The sequence below is a fragment of the Paenibacillus agaridevorans genome, from assembly GCF_003112455.1.
GTDB classification, from domain to species: Bacteria; Bacillota; Bacilli; order Paenibacillales; family Paenibacillaceae; genus Pristimantibacillus; species Pristimantibacillus agaridevorans.
Genome location: NZ_BDQX01000028.1, coordinates 63,572 through 81,093 on the forward strand (window position 1 = coordinate 63,572; position 17,522 = coordinate 81,093).

A 17,522-nucleotide genomic window follows, 5' to 3' on the forward strand; every position below is an offset into this window, starting at 1 on the left:
AGGATATCTGAGCAAACATCCTGCTACTTATTTTTTGTTTTCAATTTGGTCAATATAATCGTTCATTTCCTTCAGATACGTTTGACCGAACTTCGTATTCCAGTCCTGCAGCACCTCTTTGTACTCGGATGACTGCGCATCGCCGATAATGATTTTTGTCGTAACCTCGCTGAACTTTTTGTTAAAGTCGAGGTAAGGCGGCGTCTTCGCAATGGCTGGCGTGTAATTGCGATCTTTGGACATCACGATTCTTTTTACGGCTTTCTCGATATTCGGCACAAGCTTCTGCTTCAGTTCCTCCGACATAGCAGGATTAATAAAGAACATGAAGTCATTGGCGCGGCGAACCATATTTTTGCGGACGAATGTCTCCAGCGGTGTCGCCGAGTAGACGCGCTGGTTGTTTTCCACCTTGTAGTCATGCCCTTCAATGCCGGTGTAGATGGAATCCCAACCTTCATCCGAAAGCATATAGTCAAATACGTCAACCACTCTTTGCGGGTCACTCGCGCTGCTTGTTACCGCCCAGAATCCCCATAAGCCCGTACCTTGCCCTAATCCCTTCATCTCGCCTTGCTCGTTCTTGACGAAAACATAGGCAAGCTCAAACTCCGGATTGATCTGTTTACCGGCATTCAGAAAAGTTTCGTAATGACCTGCAAACCCGTCAATTACACCCGTTTTACCGCTTTGAAACTGTTCCAGAACTTTGCCTCCGTCGAGCGTAGGGCCATCCGGATCGATCACTCCTTCTTTGAACAGCTTGGCCGTCAGCTCCAAAGCCTTCGTGTATTTATCCGAGTTCAGATCGTATTGGGGATTCATATACTTGTACTCTCCCCCGTCGGACTCCTGCCAGCCGTAAAGTCCCAGCTCATTCTGGAAAACCGGTCTGATCGATTTGTCAGGCTGCGCGGCCCATCCATATCCGTACGTATCGTGTTTCCCGTTGCCGTCCGGATCTTCCTTCGAAAATTTGGTCATGATATCGAGCATTTGATCAAATGTAATCTCGTTATTATCCGGGATCTGGATATTCAATTTATCGAGCCAGTCTTTGCGGAACCAGTACCCGTCCGAACGGATTACGGTTGTACGCGGAATGCCGTAAACTTTGTCGTCGCCGTTTACGCGCAGAGCGTCCCAGGAAATGTCGTAGGAATAGTTCTGGATATTGTCGGCTTCATTCAAATATTCGTCGATCGGAATGATAACGCCATCCTTAACCGCTTTCAAAAACGAGGCATCATCCGGACTTGGAAACCAGACGACATCGGCAAGATCGCCGGTTGTCAGAGATAATTGCAATCGCTCGGTATAACCAGTCGACGGCGGGATATCGAATTTGATCGCCGTATTCGTCGCTTCCTCGATTGATTGAACAAGCAGCTTGTCCGTTTCCGACAAGTTGGATGACGCGAACTCTCCCATAATCGTCATGTTTACTTTCGGTTTGGCGGTTTCCCCCGCTGCCCCCGACGTCGGCTTCGGGTCGTCGATTTCCGCCGGACCGCCTTTGTCTCCACACGCGGTAACTGCGACAAGCAGCACTGCAGCGCCCACGCAAGCTATTGCTTTTTTTAATTTCACCTTGATTCAGCCTCCCTTAATTATGTTTATCTATGACAGGGGCCGGAAGGAGTTATCCCTTGACGGACCCGAGCATAATCCCTTTGACGAAATAACGTTGCAGGAATGGATACACCGACAAAATCGGTAGAATGACGATCATGATCGTCGCGTATTTCAGCGTCTCCGGCATGACGTTCATATTGCCAATCTCGGCATTGTTGCCTCCTGCGGAAATTTGCAGCATTTTGGCTCCCTCGATGACCTCCCGCAGAAACAGCATGAGCGGCCAGTTCTCCACGCTGCGAATATAGATGATCGCCGAGAAAAAGCTGTTCCAATAACCGACTGCTGCGAACAACGTCAATGTCGCGATAATCGGCATCGAAAGCGGGACGACAATTTTAAATAAAATGTAGGGCTCTGAGGCTCCGTCGATTTTCGCGGCTTCCTCCAGCTCCTCCGGTATGTTCTGCATAAAATTGATCATCAGAATCAAGCTGAACGCCGAGAACAGCGTAGGAAACACGAGTGCAGCCAGCGTATCCACCATGCCAAGCGAGCGGATCAAATAAAAATTCGGAATGAGTCCGCCGTTGAACAGCATCGTGAAAATAACCAAATTGATCATAATCGCTCTGCCTTTCAGATGTACCTTGGAGAGCGGATAAGCAGTAATAATATACAGAAATATCCCAATTGCCACGCCGCTGATCGTAATCATGATCGTATTGAGATAGCTTCTTGCCAGCACGGGATGCGAAAGGATATCCTTATAGGCATCAAATGTGATGTCACTCGGCCATATGCGCATCGGGTTTTGCATATACGCGGTGTGCGAGCTGATCGAGACTGCGGCAACGTTCAGCAGAGGATACAGCATGACCATGCAGATCACGGATACAATCAGATAGACGGCGATGTCAAAAAGCTCGATTCTCTTGCGCAAGTTCCTTCACCTCCTACCATAATGACTTGCCGAACAGACGCGCAATCCGATTAGCCAGCACGATCATAATGAGTCCAACTACCGATTTAAACAAACCGACCGCAGCCGTAAAAGCGAGCCTTCCTTCCAGCAGCCCCACCCTGTAAGTGTACGTTTCAAACACATCGGCCACTTTGTACGTGGCGGGATTGTACAACAGGAAAATTTGCTCGAAACCGATATCCAGAATGCTTCCGACCCGCAAAATCAAAATGATGATGATCGTCGACGCGATGCTAGGAAGCGAAATATACCATATTTTTTGCAGCCGGTTGGCTCCGTCAATGGTGGCCGCTTCGTAAAACGACGGGTCGATGGTCGTCAGCGCGGCCAAATAAATGATCGTTCCCCAACCAAGCTCCTTCCATATTTCTGCGGAAATGAGAATCGTCCGGAAATATTCCGGCTTGAGCAGGAAATGAATCGGCTCCCCGCCAAAATCGACAATCAACCGGTTGACCCAGCCTGACGACGGGGACAACATATTAATAACGATGCCGGCAATGACAACCCATGATATGAAGTGCGGCAAATACAGCACCGTTTGCGCAAATTTTTTAAACAGCAGACTGCGTATTTCGTTGAGCAAAATGGCCAGCAGAATCGGCGCCGGGAATCCGAACAACACCTGATAAAAGCTGATGACGAGCGAATTTCGCAAAATCATGAAAAAATCGTCCGACTGGAACAGATAACGAAAATTTTCGAAGCCGATCCAGTCGCTTCCCGTTATGCCTTTAATCAAATTGAAATCCTGGAATGCAATAATAATTCCGAACATGGGAACGTACTTGAAAATAAACAGATAAAGAAATCCCGGTATAAGCAACAGATACAGCCATTTGTTTTTTCTCATGTAGAGCCAGACGGAACTGGCCTTGCCGTTATTCATCCACATTCTCCTCCCGAGGACGCTGCCGCAAAGCAATTACTCGCAAACGATTTCAACCACTCGCGCATGGTCCAATCCATTCGTCGCGATGACCTCCAGACGCAGCGTCTTCAGATTTTTCAGCATTGTCGGCAAATGAACCATTCGCTCGTAATTATCCTTAAAATGAGCCACTTCCTTTCTTCCATCTTCATCCTGCGCAATCAACTTGAATTCCTTCAGCGTCTCGGCTTGCGGCCGTCCCCACTGCATATGCTTCTGGAGCACGTCCAGATGGCATAACATAAGCAATCGGTGCAGCCCGGTATCGAGTACGATTGTTATCCGGGAAACCGTTACCGGCTCCGCCCACTCAAGCTCCAGCCACGGACTGTCGTCTCCCGGCTCCGACATCCAGCGATGCGTGCCCGCCGTCGTCAAGTCGGGACGTACTCCCTTCTCTCCGTGTACCGCGCGAGTATGCCCATTCACCACATTACTGCATTTTCCTTGCTTTTGCTCGGACGATGCGGAAATTCGAGCAAGCTTCGCGATATTGCCTTCCAGCATACGGCCCGGTAAAAACGCGCCCTGTCGCAACAATTGCTGCTGCGCCTCCTTCACGACACCGCTTTCACAAAATGCTTGCTCTAGCGGCAGCTTGCGTTTTACCGCCGTTGCCGCGAATGTGCCAAGCCCTTCTCCCATGACCGCACAAGTCGCCATTACCCTCGTGCTGGAGAAGGCGATATGAGTAGCCGACAAATTGCGGCCCGCGAACATCAGATTCGCAATATTGTTGCTTATCATCGAGCGCAGCGGAATACTATACAAATATGGAGTAAACGGCTGATTGCAAGGCTCTTCGTTTTTCGCATCGATGCCCTGAGGCGGATGCGTATCCATCGACCAACCGCCGTAAGCGATTACATCGTCGAAATCGACAGCCTGCTGAATATCGTTTTGGGTCAGGACATGCTGACCGATAAAACGTCTGGACTCTCTTTTGCCTGGCAGAAAACCGAACCAGTCCAGCGCCCAATTGGCGGAATCCGGGTGATTGCCGCTGTTTTTGATGTGATCCCATACCCCAAGCATAATCGCCAGCAATTCGTCGCGAATATGTTCATTATGCTTGATCGTATCCAGCGTCCCTCCGAATTCCACCCACCAATAACCGAACTCCCAAGCATTGTGGTCTCTAAACTGCAAATCCTCCTCCGTAAACTTGCGAGCCCACGGCGGTGGAACAAAAGGCATCGGGCGGCCCATATCCCTCGAGGTGAATAAGAGGGAGGATCCCAGCCGGTATGCGTCTCTATTCAGATTCGCACCGGATTCATTAAATTCATGAGCCGCTTCGCGACCGGTCGTAAACGCGGCGCCCGCTTCAAACCCCAGCCTGCCGTCGCCCGTACAATCCGCGTAAATGGCAGCATGAATCGTAAATCGGTCTTCCGTACTCTCTCTAACCGCATGAACGGCAAGGATTCGAGAATCCTCGACATCGGCTCCGACAACCGCCGTGTTCAACAGCAGCGTCAAATTCGGTTCGGCGCGGCATTTCTCATACAGGATCAAATCCAGCATGCTCGCGCTTCGTTGCGGATTTCGTACAGCGCATTCCAGCATAATTTCCTCAATGATACCGCTTTCTCTTCGTTCCGCTTCCAATATCGTTCCGATGGTTGAAGCGCCGGATATATTCATGCGAATCTCCGACGAGGCGTTCCCGCCCAGTACGGAGCGATCCTGACACAATATAACGCGCGCGCCATTGCGTGCTGCCGCTAATGCGGCTGCTACTCCCGTCATCCCTCCGCCGGCGATCAAAACATCCGTATCCCATATTTTCGTATCCGTCTGTCCCATCACTTATTGACTCCTTTGCTTGCTATACTATATCTTTAATTCAATGATACTATCTTTTAATATCGTATTTGAATTCATAAAATTTACTTTTCATATCCAAAATTTCATCCAATCGACGAGGTGAACCAAGATGCCCGCAGCCTTGCCCGAGCTCATATGGCATAACTATTGGATCAAAAAAGATAAATTTCTGATGGAAGCGGATAACTATGCGACGTGGGTGCTTTTCGCGGTGGAAGAAGGGAGTTTTGAATACCAGATCGGAGAAGATTACGGAGTTGCGGAGTTCGGAGACGTGGTCGTGTGCCCGCCTCAAATTACTTTTCATCGGAATGTGCTGACGCCTTTATCCTTTCATTCCCTTACGTTCCTGCTCCACGAAGGAGAATCGCAGCAGATTCAGCCCCTCCTTGCACAACGAAAAATCAGGCTGCCGCAAATCCGGCGACTGTCCGAAAATTACAGTGGTTTACGACAAACGGATCAGCAAATGTCCTACAATCCGAAAAGTCAAAAGCTGCGGCAGCATTATTTGATCGATATTTGGCTTATGATTACGCGGCAGGCGATGGAGTCCCCTGACACCGATCTCATAGCGGGGCATGACGACTCCATGCGCGATGTCGCGGACTATTTGCACAAACATGCCCATGAAATGCTCGAAATCCGCGATGTCGCGCAGCAGTTCGGGATGACGCCCGTGAAGCTGATTCGCAAGTTCAAAAAGAGCTATGGCGTCAACCCGCTGCAATACTTAACGTCGTACCGGGTCAAGCATGCGTGCAGACTGCTCTTGACCACGGAGTGGACGCTTGACGTCATTGCCGGAAATTGCGGCTACGAAAACGGCTTCTACCTCAGCCGCGTGTTCCGCAAAGCGATGGACATAAGCCCATCCGAGTTCCGCAAGCAGAATCGGTATTAAGAATGCATGCGGAGCGGTGCACAGATTGGTGAAAAGGTCGGTTATCAGTATAATCCATATCAGCCATTCATGTAGGACAGCTGAAAAGGGCTAAAAATCAGCGGCAGTCTAGGATTCGTCCAAGATTGCCGCTGATTTTTAGCCCTATGTGGAATAGCCTCCGTCGCCAGTGTTCTTGTGAAGTCTTCAATTCCACCCTTGGCAGCAGCATACAAGGAACATGATGGCTCTGAATGACCTTGATTCCTTTAAGTCGCTATCGCAAAACTCGCTTATCCAATCAAGCAAGTATCGCGCCGTATTGTTTCCACATGCCTGGCGTACCTAAAGTCGTGCAGATGAATCCCGAATACCCGCCAGCAGTCACATTTTTGATCGTCACACGATCGCCAACTGCCCATCTGCCTGCCGTAGGAGCCGAATTAGTGCCTTCTACTACCAGGTTTTCCGGATAATAAGTCCCTTTAATTTGATTCACATTCACGTCGATAAATTTCATGCCCGCTCCATTCGAAGATGCTACGATGTAGGGGTTGGTTACAAGTCCAGTAAAGACATATGATCCTTCCGCTGGATTGCCTATTATCGTATCTTGTACAATAAGCTGGTCGATCTCATTGAGTAAATTGGATACGTTGAAGAAATAGGCTGTGTTATAGTTGCGAATGACATTACTAGAAAAATTCGCAAGCCCCCCTGTCCCCATTTCAATCGCGATGGCGATGCCGTTAATTTTATTTCCTTCAATGTGGAGCTCCTCAAGTCTCGTTGCTAAAATAGCAGTACCTGACTTGACTGGAGAATAAATGGTATTTCCGGTAATATACAATTTACCGGTTCCCCCTTCTTGATACAACGATTTGGCATATTGTATAGCCGTTGATATTTTCTTCGATCTTATTTGATTATTGGTCACATGGATAAATGAAGAGGCAGCCTTTTCCGCGCTGTTAGAAATATCCTTTAAAGAGATAAGCTCGGCGATTGGAAGTTGACCTGTCGGATTCCTGTCATTAACGATTGTGTTGTTATCGATCTTAATCGTAAAGGGAGAGGTGTAGGCATTCGTATCCCACTCCAAGGAAATCATTTGATTATTGGGCTCATGTAGGTCTAATACTTGGTTATTATTTTGATTCAAATATTTAAGTGCAAATGAAAAGCTGTTATTCACAATCGATACACTTGATCCATTTAAAATCTTTACACCATTCATAAAAATTTCTTCAAATATGTTGTCCGCAAGATGAACGTGCTCACAATGGAAATTGGATAAAAATCCATAATAGGTTGGTAGAGACTGCTGACCGCCTACTGTGGATATGCCACCATCTCTTTTGCCATTGATAATATTACCTACGACAGTGACACCAGTGGCATTAACTGCTATAGCAGCATAAGCAGCTGCCCGAACCGTATTGCCCACAACAGCGATGTTGGAATTTTTGTCATCCAGATCAAATGCAATAGCTCTGCCGCCCATATCACTGACCACATTGTTGGCAACAGTCACATTCAACACATGCGTTCCGCCAGGGGTATCATTATCACCGTACCAATTATCGAAACAAATGCCATTCATCGACTTCTCTACGAAATTATTCGTAACGACGACATCTTTGCATTTGGATACGTAAATATTCCCCGAACCTTCTCCGTTGTAAGTAAAATAGCAATTGGTTATCACTACGTTCCTACACCCATAGACCGCGAGCGTAACGCCCTGACCCTCCATCACTCCAGGTACCGGAAAAGGATTACCAACACCGTATACCCCTTCAATCCATAGGTTATCGATCGTAATATTCACTTTATCCTTCGCGGAAATTAAATTTACGCCGTTGGGATTCGTTGACATGAATATCTTGGAAGACCGAGTACCTTCTATCCGGGAATTATCCTGCAAAAACACGTAATCTGTTATTCTGTAGGAGGAGGGAGAGAAATAAATGTGTGAATACGAATTTATAGCCAACTGAATAGCCACTGTGTCGTCTGTCGTTCCGTCACCTTTCGCTCCGAACCATTTGACATGGGCAGGTCCTTCGAAAATCCGTCTGAATCTGGCGCCGGAAGTCGATACGAGGATAATCCCCGTATTATCTGCGGAAGACGTATCGCTAGCATCGTAATAATAAGAACCTTCCTGATCGCGATCCTTCACGAAATAAATACGATCGGTTTCCGGCGTTGTTAGGGCTCTCAATTGTGCGATCGTAACCATCTTGCAGCACTCTGCATATGCCCCGTTTGCGTTTGCCTCAGGCAGTTTTCCTCCGAACGATCCCAAGAGCCATGCTCCTGCCGTGACCGCACCTGCCGCGCCAATACTGCCTAGTACTTTCCTTCTGCTAATCAATCTCCCTCCGGTATCTTGACTCCCCTCTTGTTCGGACTGCAGATAATCTTGATTGTCTTCTCTCATCTAACATCCTCCTCATTGTTCATTGTTCATTTTGCATTCAACGAGAAAATCCGAAACGATATCCGGAGATCGAAAAGGCACCTGATTATTTCTCGATTTGCGGTATATCTTTGTTCTCATACACGAGTTCTTTGTCCGACGTTAATTCCTTCGCACTGTTCTTAAACTCCTTCAGCGTGCGGCCGAATGCCCTTCCTAATTCGGGCAATTTACTTGGACCGAACAAAAGCAATGCTACAAAAACTATGACGATCAAGCCTGTCGTTCCGATTCCTGCCATTATGCTCCCTCCTTTCCGAATGATTTACTACGTATACTGCTGAAAGGTCATTCGTCCAATCCGGCAACTGAATATCCGTTTTTCAGCGATCAACCACAATCATGTGGTCACCACCACCTTTCCTGAAACTACATGGACTATCGGTGCTTGACCCGTTCCGAAAGGAACGAAGTGGTAGTGATCACTCCAGGTTACGTCCGGCGGATTATAAGCAAAAATGTGATCCTCCCATCCACTCTTCCCTTTAAAGCTACTGGGCCCAACGAAGGAAGGGTTCCCGTCGACATGATGATGCGGTCCTAACAAATTACGCAATCCGCTTGTTAGCCGAAGCGTCACAACGTTATTTCCTTCCCTTAGGTATGGTGTTAACCGGAACAAATAGGGCTCCCAAGCGCGTGAGCCTAGCTGCTGACCGTTCACATCCAGCCCAATTACGGTTGCCTGAGGGGATGCCAGCTCCAAATAGATTTCTTCTTCATCATCGCCGGCCGCATAAGGAAGGTTCGTCTTGATCTCAACTTCCCCGGCATAAGACCAGAAACCCTGCGAGGTCAAATCTTCTGGCTTAACCTTGTTCTGCTGTGGAGCAATGATGAAATGCTGCGTCCGACAAACGTGCACTAGATTCGTATCCTGAAAGCTGCTGCTGCCCGGAATAACCGCGAATTCCCCCGTCACATAGATGCACTCCAGCTCCGTCGCTTGGAAATACCGGTTCGTCTCCGTCTCGAATACATCGTCTTCATCCGAATAACTATGGTCGGATTCCCCGGATCGGAAAGTACGATGGATGATTAATTCGTTAATGCCGTGCTTCAGCCCCGAAGGAAGCTTGATCGACAGCATCGCCGGATCCAGCCATTCGTGCGTATCATCGACAAATAACGGATTACCGTTCAAATAAAGGGTGCATTCCTCCGCATCCTCTAGAACTATACGGAGAGAATGCCGTAGGTCGAAATCTTCCTGAATGTGGACCTCGTAGCGAAGTTGGATTTCCACTTGCCGGCGTAGCTCGGTTAGCTGTTCCTGAAGTCGTAGATGATGAATTCGTTCGCTCCATTGCTCCGATTCGTGTAATCGATATTGGCAGTAATCGAGCACTAGCCTATTATCGAGCGGCGTTGTCAACTCCCATGTATCCGTGAGGGCTATGGTCGTCCTAGAAGAATAGTGCGCATAGGGTGTGGGGATGACCTCCTGAGAACGATGCAACACGCCTGGTCCTCCCTCTGCTTCAAGGTTAACGGGAACAACGACTAGCAATGCGGACCCTCCTCCTTCCATGTCCAAGCGCACTAACGATTGATCGTCTTCATAAGTGACGGCGAGATCCGTTGCATCATCGTTGCCGATAGTAATAAGGCTGATCCGGTATGTGCCCTTCCACTGCAACATTCCCGACCATTGCCTGTGCTTCTCCCGGTTATACAGGAAATAAATGCTTGTTTCCCCGTCATGTCTTTCATTAGCATATAAAATATCGTCCAGCGCTCCGCTGCGGTTATAGATTGTCAGCTGTCGCAGCTCTTCGGGAAGTACGGCTTCCAGCGCTTTTCTTATCGGCATGACTTGGCGGATATGCTCTCTGCACCACAGCTTCAGCTCCGGTGATGGCGAACCCGCGATTCGCGCCGGACTTTCCCCTGCACTAATAATCGTTCCGCCTTGTTCGCGGAATTGCTTGAGAATGGCAAACGTTGCAGGCTCTATGGATAGCAACGAGGGCAAAATGACTGCGCGATAGCTCATCTCGCCGATCCGCAGCGTACCCTCGTTAACTCCACCATACTTCTGAAGCAGATGCTCATCACCGTAATCGAATTGAACCTTCATCGAAGCCAGAAGCTCTGTCAACTCTCCCAGGCGCCGATCCAATTCCCAGATCTCCCGGGGATTTCCAGAATCATGTACGCACCAAGCACTGGTCAACGGATGCAACACAAGCACATTAGATGCGGCTTGGCCGCGGGTAATCCAGCGATGGGCTTCCTCCGCATAATTCGTATATAACGTATAATCCTTCCACCACGGCTGGTGATAAGACAAGGACGGAGGGTAATCGCGCTTTCTTCTCCCCCGCAGCGAATAGGCGGCCAAGTGCTGACATTGGACATTAACCCCCATGCTGTAATGCCAGTCGGCTATATATTTCAAATCGCGAAAGCTCACACTCCAACCGCTGCATCCGAACATTTCCGACAGCACTTGTTTTTTGCCCAACTGATTAGCTACACTCGCAACCTGCTTCAGAATGACCGGTCTAGTCGTCCGATTGCCTAAATGATCAATACCGGGCATATGCATCCATTCGTACTTGCGCATGACGTCCCCGACTGCCGTCATTTGAAATTTCAGCGTATCCTCGCATGCGAAGTGTCCGGTGAAGCAAAGACGATTCTCGTCGCACCACATTCCGACTTGCTCGGCATAAGACTTCACAAACAAGCTGGATATCGTCTGCCAGTAATCATGTTTGACGGGCATCGCATCTTCGCAGCCAACCAGCAGATCCGGCAGGATTGACAACAAGTCATACCCTTGCAATTGAGCAAAATAAGGAGCAATCGCCTCCGACCATGGATATTTGCCGGCCGCATACTGCGGCTCATCCGTGAATATACCGCGAATAGTCTTGCCGAAATCTTCGGAAAAATTTTTCTTATATACTTCGTGAGTCGAATCGATGAACAGACGGACGGTCTGAGGGTTAAGCAGATCGCTGTAATAGGAATTGCAGTTATAATAGACATGGAGCAGTTCCTCGTTTGCCTGCAGCGATTCTGGACGACTCACGATCGTCCAGCGTCCCCCATCCTGCTTGCGATACAAAGCGATGGTCCGGGGGCCTGGCGCCGCCAAACCTGCAGCAATCCATTCGTATTCCAGCCATTTCTGTTGGTGCCGCTCCCCTGTCCGCGGTACTTTCCCGCCGCAAAATCCGCTCGGCCAAGCATCTTCGTCATACAGCCATATTTCCATGTCATATTGGCGAGCATAGTCGACGCAAATTCCGACCGCCGCAAGCCAGTCTTCTCCCATATATTCGGTTTGCAGCCCGCCCCTGGCATGCAGGAATACGCCGTGCATGCCAGCTTTGCGAAACTGCTCCAGCTGTCCGATCAGTTTTTCCGGTTCCAGCTTATCGTTCCAGGACCAGAACGATAAGCAGCCTTTTGTCCACGTTTCCCTGTTTTTCAACATTCGTATGGCGCCTCCTGAGCCGACAGCGCCACCTTAAATTTCAGTTCTCGACGGGGAGCAGTCAAACTCAGCGTATTCGCGCTCAAGCTTCCGCTCCACTCCGTTGCCTGACCATCCATGCTTAACGCTTCTACCGCTTGTATTACGTACTCGTCTTTCGTAAATAAATGTAAGGACATTTCCTCGATCCCGGCAGGCAGGTGAATATCCACGTCAATCGTAGTCTGCGAACTTCTTTCCAAGCGGAACGAAAGCACTCCATTGAACGTAGCCATTCCGCTTACTTGCACGGCTTTGCCAACATCTAGCCAATCCGCAGGAATACAGGGCAGAAGATGAAGCGTATTTCCCTCCAATAAATATAGGGAGTTCAATATCATTTCCATGATCCGGCCATTCCCGCTGCCGTTCGGCTGCCAAGGCGACAACCATTGCAGCTGCGGACTGAATCGTTCATGTACGTGCATTGTATCTAGCGTCGTGGAATAAGCCATCGTCGCATAAAAGTAGCGCAGCGCTTTTTCCCGCTCGCCCCGCATGCTCCAGACGCGGTGCCATATTTTATCCGTATTGTTCACGTAATACAGATCAATCGGCGCTCCCGCCCATGCCTCCTGCAGCTCTCCTAACTCCGCATCCTCCATCCCCGGCAGCTTAACGGCAAACAAATCGCTCATGGCATAGCGCTTGCGCATCACGTATTCGATCTCCGGAACGATATCGTCCGAAGCATCGATAAGTCCCGTTTCCATTAAATATGTCGGGCCGTCTATCGCATACACGGCTGCCCTGACATCGGGCTTCGTGTACACTTCGTTGGATATCCACCTGACGTGCCTATCCTCGGGCAATTCGTAGGTTGCTTGCTTCACTGATGCAAGAATGCATTGCTTGTAATCGTTAGCCTCGGCTACATACTGGGCGGCAGCAGGATGGCCGATGTCGGCCAAGGCAGCAGCCATGAGGTCGAAGCCCTGCCACGTCGACGCGTTCGAGAGGAAGAAATAGCCTTTATCCGGCCAATCATGTACGCGCCCTTTGGGCAACAATCCGTAGTGGGCCACTTTAGTGCCGTCCTCTTCGTACACTTTAGTGGCATTGCGCTCCCTGCTCACCCAGTCGCAGGCTTTAAGAATGATGGACAGATTGGCTTCTAACCATTCCCGATCTTTGGTCATCAAATAATAATCCGCCAGCAATGCCAGAACCGATCCCGTCTCTCCCATCCAGAAAATATGCGCGCGGAACGAACCCTCAGGTGACATAATGTCGCCTGCAGGACCGATACTTCCAGCTTGCGTGCTTAAGAAGTATTGTAGCGTTTTCTTGACGGTATCCGTGGCTCCTAACCGGCTGAGTATCCGTAAATACACAGCTGCTTCCCATGTATACACAACCGTATAATCATTAAAACCGCCCTGTCCCGGAAGTGCCGAGCCATCATCCTGCTGGGCGATCAACTGCAGTGTATTCGTCTTGGCGGTATCGAAAATCGACTGAATCACCTGTTCAGGAACTTGGATCCCTGCCATTCCCGATAAGGCATCTCTCCAGATTTTCCTGGATTGCCAAATTGCGGATTGCTCATCCAGGAAAAGGTCATTCCCGCTTGCTTCAAGATTGCCTCTCTTGTGAACAAGCGTGTCGAAAATCTCGATCTGGATTTGCTTGGTCTCGCCCGGAGCAAGATTTATTTGGAATTTCAGGACGTTCCGGTAATGCCCGACTTCCGCTACATACTCCACGTGGGAGGAGGGATCGGTTTTGTAACGAAGGATGGTTTCGCCCTCCCCATCTATCAAGCAGCCGGACGCTTCATTGATCGCACGCTGTACTAAAGGCATTCCGCCAAACCAAGCCTCGGCCCTACTTTCGTAGGGCACATAGTCCTCATTCACATGTCGATAGAAATCGCGATGACTAGCCTCGACGTTCAGGAAATACCACTCGCCCATTCTCGCTTGCGTCGGGTGCAGGTTCGTTACCGACAAATATTGATAGATGCGCAGGCTGCCATCCGACGCTTTTAACGTTAAACTAGTCACGTTATGATCGAAATCCGCTTGCTTGATCGAAGAACACAAGATCGGTTCCTGAGGCGACAACAGCGATTGCTCGACGCTTTGAAAATCAAGAAACTGCGGCTCCGCTCCCTGCTCCTCGCCGATAAAGAAACCGTGTCCACGCCGCAAATCCCCTCTACGGCCAAGCGCGTCTTTGATCAATAAGGTGAAATCCGGCCGAACTTCAACCAAGGTGTCTGACAAAGGTGGATGGATATAAACGCGTTTAGATCGGGTTCGCGGGTACAGTCCTGAAATCCGGTTCCAACTGGATTCGGTTTGACGGGAATCTGACACTAAAAAAACAACTCCTTCTATTAAAATTCTCGAATGGTTAATGGATGCTAGCCGCCTGCTAATGGCTATTCATTATCTGACCAACGGCAACGTAATTTTCCGGCCGCTCTCTATGGACTCATCGATAGCGAAACACGCCTCCATCGTTTGCATGGCATCGAAGAAATCACAGCGAGACCTGGTCTTCCCTTGAAGGGATATCATGAAATCATCGATTTCCTCAGCGAAGGGATGGTGCGAGACATCACCGCTATCCGGTAAGATCGTCGGAATTAAAGCGAAATCCGTCTGACCCGGCAGCTTGTGGCTGTACAGTTGATTGTTCATGATGGCGCCTTTTTCACCGAGCAGGTGAATGTTGAATTTGTATGTCGTCTTGCATTCCAGTGAAGAAGATACTTTGCCGATCCCACCGTTTCGGAGTTTTAATATCGCAATCGCGTTCGAATCAAACTCATATTCGGAATCCGCCCATGTCCGGCAGCTGTATGCGGTCACTTCTTCGATCTCTCCCGCGAAGTAGCGGACAGCATCTACCGCATGACAGCCGGCAGATAGCATGCTGCTGCCTCCAAGCGCCTTCGTCTTGCTCCACCGATACTGCGGATAATGTGGACCAATGTTATGCCAGTAATCGATCTGCGCCATGAACACCCGGCCGATTGCATCATCATTGATCAACGCTTTCGTATTGTTGAACGAGGGGTTCCATCTGAGAACAAAACCGGCGATCGTATGCACCGGATTATCTTCAAGTGCCTTCGCAATCTCCCACAATTCTTCGCGATTCATAGCCAGCGGCTTCTCAAAGACGATATGTTTGCCATGACGCGCGGCCAGCACCGCTTGTTCCGGACGGATGCCGGGCGTGGAGCAGAGAACTACGGCATCCACTTGCGGATCCGCTACAGCATCCTCGTAGCGCTCGAATACGCGCGCATTTATGTTCAACTCCAAAAGTCTTTGCTGGGCATATGCCTGATGGGCGCTGACTACGGCATAAACCTCCGCGTCTTGGCGCGCATCAATCGCTTTCAAATACTCACCCGCTACCCAACCGGTTCCTACCACTGCGAATCGCAAGATTGACATGGAAACGCCTCCTCTTATTATGGTTGTTACAAAGATAACCCGGCTTGTTCGGCCGAAGAACGGTTCGCGGCCAGTGTAACCTTCAACGTCTGAAGCGCATCGGCATAATCGCATAAAATCGAGCTTTGATTTCCAGACTTCACGGCGTCGACCAACGTTCTGCACTGCTCATAGCCGGGATCCGATTGTGCCGTTACGCTTAAGCTCTGTTCGTTGTCGATCAGCGTTAAGTGGCTACCGTTTTGGCTTAAATGGACATAGAAATCAGGACCGAAAAACTTAATGTCCGAGCCGCCATAGAACGGCGACAAACAAGTTTCTGTAAGCGAGCCTACAGCCCCGCTGTCCATCAAGAAGTTGATGGCGCCGGCATCGGGAATCGTGCTTTCCGGCTCCATCTGATCAAAGGACACGCGCCCGAATGCAGCCTGAACCTCGCGGATCTCCCCGGCGAGATAACGGATCATATCGACCTGATGGGTGGCGGTGTCTACCAAATGCCCGCCCGACATGTCCAACTGCTTCCACCACTTAGCGGGATGCGAGCCACCTATGCGGATGCCTTGAATGAGATGGGGGCGCCTTCCCTGCAAATATTGCTTCGCTTGTTGAACCGTATCATAGTAGCGCAACACATAACCCACCGCATGAATGATTCCCGTCTCGCGAATGATCTGCTCTTTCTGCCGAACCACCTCTGCATCAACCCCAAGCGGCTTCTCGACGAAGAACGGAATTCCACGGCGAGCCGCTACGACCTCCAGGTCTCCTCTGGCAAACTGCGGCGTACAAATAAATACGAGATCGATCCGTTGTTTATCCAACACTTGATCGGCGCTGTCCATCACCTCAGCTCCGGTCGCCTCGGCTGCCCGCCTTGCATTATCCGCATTCAGATCGAACACGCTGACGATCTTGGTATCTTCCATCTTCATAAGTACGCGAATGTGATCTTGGGCAATGCCGCCCACGCCAATAAATCCGATCCTGATGCTCATCTCTAGCTCCATCCCTCTCTTAACCAACTAATTTATATTTCCGACCATAACCGCTTCAGATTGTCCAGTCCCACTCTAGTACCTGTCAGGCAATCCTCCATGCCTTCGAATTCCAAAGACAGATAGCCGTCATAGCCGGAAGCTTTGATCATGTTCAATATTTCCCTAACATTGATATCCCCATGACCCAGAATCGCCCCCCTGAGGTAGTTGCCACCTGCAGATTTGCTCCATCCTTCTCCCGGATCGAAGTCCGAAGGGCGCACGTAGAAATCCTTCACATGAACCATCGATGCGTAGGGCACGTTGCGCTTGCATGCTTGAATTGGATCTTCATCCACGCACATAAAATTCGCGATATCCACCGTCGTTTTGAAATTAGGTAGATCCACATGGCGAATTAGACGTTCAACCCGCTCACTTGCCTGAATGTAATGTCCGTGGTTTTCTACACTGGTTGTAATGCCGTATTGCGCGGCATAATCGGCAATTCGACGGCAAGCATCAGCCATTCGATCCAGATCGCCAAGGAAATAGGACTCCGTCATTTCCTCGGCCGGCCGGAAAGCCACATCATGGCGCATCAGCTTCACGCCGAGCCGATTGGCGATATCGACATGCTTCATGACACGCGCGATTTCAGCCTCGCAAGCCTGTGCATCCCCTGCGACAAAGTTAGCAGTGATCGCGTAGTTGGATATATCCAACTTCAGCCCCTCAGCTTTAAGCCGAATAGCATCAACAAGCTCCATATTGTTCTCCAAGTCGTATCCCGCGGGAACAATCTCGACATGCTCGCCACCTTGATCAGATATCCATTGGATGACGTCCAGCACGCTCATCTGCCTGGATACGATTTTATCTACCAAACTATAAGTGCTTACGCCCGGTTTCATGCCTATAATCACTCCTCATTCATCAAGTCATCATCTTTC

The 17,522-nt window shown here is 49.5% G+C and carries 12 protein-coding genes; 1 reads left to right on the top strand and 11 read right to left on the bottom strand.

The genetic code is table 11. The features are described from left to right. Window positions 1-27: 27 nt before the first annotated feature. Genes PAT3040_RS01755 through PAT3040_RS01770 form a run of 4 tightly spaced genes read right to left on the bottom strand, consistent with a single transcriptional unit; the run spans window position 28 to window position 5,300 of the window. Window positions 28-1,590: an extracellular solute-binding protein gene (locus PAT3040_RS01755; RefSeq protein WP_108991305.1), complete on the bottom strand. Its 1,563-nt coding sequence runs from the start codon at window positions 1,588-1,590 to the stop codon at window positions 28-30. A 52-nt stretch (window positions 1,591-1,642) separates the two neighbouring features. Continuing rightward, window positions 1,643-2,518 carry a carbohydrate ABC transporter permease gene (locus PAT3040_RS01760; RefSeq protein ID WP_214627492.1) on the bottom strand — a complete coding sequence of 292 codons (876 nt, stop codon included), beginning with the start codon at window positions 2,516-2,518 and terminating at the stop codon, window positions 1,643-1,645. Between the two features lie 13 nt (window positions 2,519-2,531). Beyond that, window positions 2,532-3,449, bottom strand: a complete 918-nt coding sequence (locus PAT3040_RS01765; RefSeq protein WP_256975905.1) for an ABC transporter permease — start codon at window positions 3,447-3,449, stop codon at window positions 2,532-2,534. A gap of 36 nt (window positions 3,450-3,485) precedes the next feature. Next, entirely contained in the window at window positions 3,486-5,300 is a 1,815-nt protein-coding gene (locus PAT3040_RS01770) for an FAD-dependent oxidoreductase (protein WP_108991306.1), read from the bottom strand. Window positions 5,301-5,430: 130 nt separating this feature from the next. Between PAT3040_RS01770 and PAT3040_RS01775 the strand changes: the two genes are divergently transcribed. Further along, window positions 5,431-6,225 (top strand): helix-turn-helix domain-containing protein, encoded by a 795-nt coding sequence (locus PAT3040_RS01775; protein ID WP_108991307.1) that lies wholly within the window; start codon window positions 5,431-5,433, stop codon window positions 6,223-6,225. 280 nt (window positions 6,226-6,505) lie between these two features. Here the strand turns inward: PAT3040_RS01775 and PAT3040_RS01780 are convergent, their stop codons facing one another. The 7 genes from PAT3040_RS01780 to PAT3040_RS01810 form a co-directional block, all read right to left on the bottom strand. Further along, window positions 6,506-8,650, bottom strand: coding sequence for a putative phage tail protein (locus tag PAT3040_RS01780; protein ID WP_108991308.1), 2,145 nt, complete (start codon window positions 8,648-8,650; stop codon window positions 6,506-6,508). Between the two features lie 85 nt (window positions 8,651-8,735). Beyond that, window positions 8,736-8,930 carry a twin-arginine translocase TatA/TatE family subunit gene (locus tag PAT3040_RS01785; RefSeq protein ID WP_108991309.1) on the bottom strand — a complete coding sequence of 65 codons (195 nt, stop codon included), beginning with the start codon at window positions 8,928-8,930 and terminating at the stop codon, window positions 8,736-8,738. Between the two features lie 99 nt (window positions 8,931-9,029). Beyond that, entirely contained in the window at window positions 9,030-12,137 is a 3,108-nt protein-coding gene (locus PAT3040_RS01790) for a glycosyl hydrolase (protein ID WP_108991310.1), read from the bottom strand. Beyond that, window positions 12,131-14,497, bottom strand: a complete 2,367-nt coding sequence (locus tag PAT3040_RS01795) for a hypothetical protein (RefSeq protein WP_146200334.1) — start codon at window positions 14,495-14,497, stop codon at window positions 12,131-12,133. Before PAT3040_RS01795 ends, PAT3040_RS01790 begins: the two co-directional genes overlap by 7 nt. 72 nt (window positions 14,498-14,569) lie before the next feature. Next, window positions 14,570-15,589 carry a Gfo/Idh/MocA family protein gene (locus PAT3040_RS01800; RefSeq protein WP_087570632.1) on the bottom strand — a complete coding sequence of 340 codons (1,020 nt, stop codon included), beginning with the start codon at window positions 15,587-15,589 and terminating at the stop codon, window positions 14,570-14,572. 26 nt (window positions 15,590-15,615) lie between these two features. After that, window positions 15,616-16,587, bottom strand: a complete 972-nt coding sequence (locus PAT3040_RS01805; protein ID WP_179215811.1) for a Gfo/Idh/MocA family protein — start codon at window positions 16,585-16,587, stop codon at window positions 15,616-15,618. Window positions 16,588-16,619: 32 nt separating this feature from the next. Beyond that, window positions 16,620-17,483: a sugar phosphate isomerase/epimerase family protein gene (locus tag PAT3040_RS01810; RefSeq protein WP_108991312.1), complete on the bottom strand. Its 864-nt coding sequence runs from the start codon at window positions 17,481-17,483 to the stop codon at window positions 16,620-16,622. Between the last annotated feature and the right edge of the window lie 39 nt (window positions 17,484-17,522).